Source organism: Streptomyces sp. NPDC048411 (genome assembly GCF_040704695.1).
GTDB lineage: Bacteria > Actinomycetota > Actinomycetes > Streptomycetales > Streptomycetaceae > Streptomyces.
This window is the reverse complement of sequence record NZ_JBEZKL010000256.1, coordinates 1-4530: the sequence shown is the minus strand read 5'-3', so window position 1 is coordinate 4530 and position 4530 is coordinate 1. Positions and strand designations below refer to the sequence as shown.

Annotated in this window: 3 protein-coding genes; 1 reads left to right on the top strand and 2 read right to left on the bottom strand. The window is 72.9% G+C overall.

The genetic code is table 11. From position 1 onward, the window contains the following. Positions 1 to 104: 104 nt before the first annotated feature. Both AB0915_RS38395 and AB0915_RS38390 read right to left on the bottom strand, forming a co-directional pair. Positions 105 to 2240 (bottom strand): hypothetical protein, encoded by a 2136-nt coding sequence (locus AB0915_RS38395; protein WP_366695938.1) that lies wholly within the window; start codon positions 2238 to 2240, stop codon positions 105 to 107. Positions 2241 to 2546: 306 nt separating this feature from the next. Next, positions 2547 to 3230, bottom strand: coding sequence for an alpha/beta hydrolase (locus AB0915_RS38390; protein WP_366695936.1), 684 nt, complete (start codon positions 3228 to 3230; stop codon positions 2547 to 2549). A gap of 60 nt (positions 3231 to 3290) precedes the next feature. On the opposite strand from AB0915_RS38390, the gene AB0915_RS38385 reads away from it, so the two are divergent. Beyond that, entirely contained in the window at positions 3291 to 4142 is an 852-nt protein-coding gene (locus AB0915_RS38385; RefSeq protein ID WP_366695934.1) for a chitosanase, read from the top strand. Positions 4143 to 4530 lie beyond the last annotated feature (388 nt).

Below are 4530 nucleotides of genomic sequence, written 5' to 3'. Positions count from 1 at the left end.
GCCGTGCCGGAGCTCCGGCACGGCCCGCCGACCCCGCGGTCGCGGACGGCGGGGCTGCGCCGTCATGTCCTCCCGGCGGCGCGCAGGCGATCCCGTACGCGCGATCAGTGGGGTCGCAGCGTACGCACCGCCTCGCGCGCCCGGTCACGCAGTCGTTCGTCGGCCGGGGCGATGCCTGACTCCAGTCCTGAGGCCGTTACCCGCAGGTCCCTTTCAGCGAGGGCGGTCAGCCGGTTCAGGTGGTCGTCGGTGAGGGCGGTCGGACCGAGGGCGACCAGGGCATCGACGGCGGTGACGGGTTCGGCGTCCGCCTCCGCGGCGTCCAGGAGCAGGCCGGCCAGCCGAGGGGCGTCGAGGGACTCGGGTGCGATCGCGTGCAGGGCGAGTACCGCGGCCGGGGTCTGCTGCCGGTCCGTCAGCAGACCCTCCAGTGCGGGGACCAGCGGGCGGGCCGCCTCTCCGATGAGGGCCGCCGCTCGCGCGGCGCGGATGAACGTCCAGCGCATCCAGTCCGGTCCGGCCTCCGCGAACACCCCGGCGAGCACCGGCACCGCCTCCTGCGCGTCGCCCGTGATCCGCCACAGGGCGGTGGCGATCTCGACATCGCCGTCCAGCTGCGGGATGGTGCGGTTCGGCTCGGGGACGGTGAGCGCGGACCGCAGGGCGGGCACCAGACCGGCTGCCTCCGGGCCCAGTTCGCCGGCGGTGCTCGCAGCCTCCCGTACGTCGCAGCCACCCTCGGCGAGCCGTGCGGCCGTCGCTGCCAGCAGGGGGCCGGTGTCGCCGGTCAGCTCGTGCACCGCCCCGGCCGCCGCGAGCCTGCCCGCCTTCGGCCCGGAGCGGGCCGCGGTGGTCAGGAGTTCCGCCACGTCCGCGCGGTGCTCCGGCGGGCAGACCGCCACCAGCGCCCGGGGGACGACCTTCGGGAACCGCACCAGCGCGGACCGCAGTTCGGGCAGGGCCGAGGATGCCCGGCTCCCCCAGGCGGCGAGCAGGGTCGTGAGCCAGAGCGGCTCGTTGCCTTCGAGATCGTCCGCGACGAGTCGGACACGGATCGCGTCCAGCAGGTCGGGGTCGTACGGGAACGAGAGGGCGGCCGCACCTCGGTTCGGGAAGCCGCATACGGCACCGAGCGCGCGCGGGCGCCGCCCCAGGTCGCGAGCGAGGAGCGGCGCGGCCTGCGCGGGGGCCACGGCGACAAGCGCTTCGAGCGCCCGGTCCGCCGGATCACCGTGCCCTGCGGCGAGTCGGGCCAGGACCGGTGCGGCCACCGCTCCATGGACGCCCAGCTTCCTGAGGAGCGAGTACGCCGCGGGCACAGCGGCCGGGTCGGCCGTCAGGGCCCGCAGGGGCGCGGCCAGCCGTTCAGGCGCGCTGCGCGAGAGTTGACAGGCGGTCTCGGCCGCCCACAGCGCCTCGGCGCGGGCGTCGGGGTCGGGGCTGCGCAGTGCCGCGTCGAGCAGGCCGTACGCCGCTTCGCGGTCCTCGGGGGTGTCACGGAGCAGCAGGGATTCGACGACGTACTGCAGTGGTTCGTTGCGCTCCTGGTCGAGGCGGCTCCGGACCAGCTCGTCGGCCGGGAGGAGCGCCAGCATCGCCTCGTGGTGGGCGGGGCCCCAGGGTCGGCCCGCGTCGACGTCGGTCAGCAGGGCCGCGATCCTCACCTCGCCCGGCGCGCCCGCACGCATGGCACCGGTCGCCTCGGCGGCGCTCCCTGCCGGGTCCAGATGGGCGATGGCGCCGAGGAGTTCGGCCCGGACAAGGGGATCCGTCTCTGCCGCCCAGCGGCTCCGGAGCACAGGCAACACCTGGCCGGATGCCCCTGTCATGGCCGCGGTCCACGCGGCGGCCTGCCGCAACCCGGGATTCTCGTCGGCGATCCAGCCCAGGATCAAAGGCAGTTGGGCGACGACGGCCGTCCGGCAGGCGGCTTCATCCGTCTCCCCCTGGTCCTCGCCGCCCTCCGCGATCCCGCCGAGCAGCACCAGCAGGTCCTCCGTGCGGTGCCCGGCCTCCGCGAGCCGCACCAGATACGGCACCACGTGGGCCGTCGCCTCGTACACCGAACCCTGATGCAGGATGCTGCCGTACAGCTCGGAGAGCGCCTCGGACGCCGCGTCCTCGTCGTCCCCGGCGAGCACCCGCAAGCAGTCGGGCACATCGACGGCGCTTCCGTACGCATGGTGCAGCTCGGCCCACGGCTGGGCGTCGACCTCGGCGAAGAACAGTGCAAGCTCCATGCGGACGATCTTGGCACCCGTCACTGACAATGCCCCGGCCGTACCCCGCCCACGATGCCGAACTTGCCCAGCCGCCCGTGACCGAGTGCGCGCCCGGTAGGACCACCGGCCGATCGGCGAGCACCAGCGGGTGCGTGAGCCGCTCATCCATCGAGCGGCACCGGATCAGCCAGCAGCCGCGCGTGGAGCCGGCCGCGCGCAGCTGCTGGGCTGAGCCGTGAGCCGGCGGCCCTGGATTCGGCCTGTCGCCGCGTTCCGCCGGCTCCCGGGGCACCCCGCTCCGGGGTTCAGCCGACTGCCGGTGTTTCAGCTGGTGAAGAACTCGGTGATCTGCTGGGCGACCTGGTCGGCGTGGGTCTCGTGGACCCGGTGGCCGCCGCCGAGCGTGATCACCCGGCAGTCCGGGATCAGGGCGGCCATGTCGGCCAGCCGGCCCTGCGGCATGGTGCTCTCCGGGCCGCCGGCGATCATCAGCGTCGGCGCGACGATCTCGCCGAGACCGTCCGCCCACTGCGGGTCGGGGGCGGCGACCTGGGCCCGGATGGGCGCGACGACATTCCAGTCGTAGTCGACCGGCTCCTCGGGCTGCGCGGCGGGCCTCGGCTCACTGGGGAACGGCGGCGGGGTCTCCACCAGCACCAGGCGCTCCACCCGGTCCGCGTGCTCCTGGGCGAGCAGATGGGCGACGACGCCGCCCATGGAGTGGCCGACCAGGCCGACGCGGTCGAGCTCGCACTCGTCGAGGAAGCCGAGGACGTCGTCCCTCATCAGCTCGAAGGAGTACTCGTCGGGCCAGTCGCTCTCCCCGTGCCCGCGCAGGTCGAGGGCGTACACCCGCCATTCCTCACCGAGCAGGCTCCCGACCGCTTCCCAGCTCGCGGCGGAACCGCCGAGGCCGTGCAGCAGGACGACGGGCGAGCCGAACGGGTCTCCCCAGGTCCGGTACGCGAGCCGGACGTCGCCGACATCCACAACAAACTGATCATCCATACCCCTGACGCTACAGGCGAACGGACCAAGATCCTTCCTCGCGCCTGGCAGGCTGGAGAAGTGAAGGTCATTCCGCGTTCCCGGCTCGCCCCCGCCACGGCTCTGGTCACCGCTCTGGCCATGGCGGCCGCCCTGCTGGCGGCATGCTCCGTGCGCTCGCCCGGGATCGTTTCCGGGTACGGCGCCCCGGGGGCCAGGCTGGACGAACCGGCCAAGAAGGAGATCGCCATGCAGCTGGTTTCCAGCGCGGAGAACTCCACACTCGACTGGAAGGCGCAGTACAAGTACATCGAGGACATCGGCGACGGCCGCGGCTACACCGCGGGCATCATCGGCTTCTGCTCCGGCACCGGCGACCTGCTGAGCGTCGTCGAGCGGTACGCATCGGCGCGCCCCGGCAATCCGCTGGAGCGGTTCCTGCCCGCTCTGCGCGCGGTGCAGGGTAGCGATGCGCACGACGGCCTCGGGCGCCCGTTCACCGACGCATGGGTGGAGGCGGCCGCCGACCCCGCGTTCCGGTCGGCGCAGGATGCCGAACGGGACAGCTCATACTTCGATCCGGCGGTCGAACAGGGAAAGGACGACGGTCTCGGCGCCCTGGGCCAGTTCATCTACTACGACGCCTACGTGATGCACGGGTCCGCCGACTCGAACGGCACGGTCGGCTTCCGTACGATCCGCCGCGAGGCTCTCGACGCCACCGAACCGCCGTCCCGGGGCGGCGACGAGGTGACGTATCTGAACGCCTTCCTCGATGCCCGGGTCGCCGCGATCCGCGAGGAACCCTCGCACTCCGACACCAGTCGCGTCGAAACGGAGCAGCGGGTCTTCGTACGCGAGGGCAGACTCCAGCTGGAAACGCCGCTGAAGTGGAAGGTGTACGGCGACAGCTACCGTATCGACGAACCCTGAACCCGCGATCGGCGGGCGCGTGAAGCGTCTGCGCGAGGGGCCGCGTGCGTCGGCGCCCAGCATGGTGCCGGCCACCGGTCCCGGGCCGGCCACCGGTCCCGGGCCGGCCACCGGTCTCGGGCCGGCCACCGGCCCCGTGGCCCAGTCCGTCCGGAGCCCCGTCGCCGCTCGGGGTGCCAAGGCCCCGTCGGCGGTCTGCACAGTCGACGGCAACAGGGTCAACTTCCGCGGCGGACCGGGGTCGGAGTACCCCGTGCCGGGTCAGGTGAACCGTGGTCAGCACCTCAACTACCGCTAGGGCCTGTTCCGGGTTGAGATCTAGATTTTCGGTTTTCTGCCCCGTGTCACCTTCCGTGCTGGTAGAAGGCTGGTGTGACGCGGTCTGAAG

What these genes read in the sequence shown, in the direction of transcription:
- AB0915_RS38395 (WP_366695938.1), bottom strand. Translation starts at nt 2,240, where the DNA reads ATGGAGCTTGCACTGTTCTTCGCCGAGGTCGACGCCCAGCCGTGGGCC.
- AB0915_RS38390 (WP_366695936.1), bottom strand. Translation starts at nt 3,230, where the DNA reads ATGGATGATCAGTTTGTTGTGGATGTCGGCGACGTCCGGCTCGCGTAC.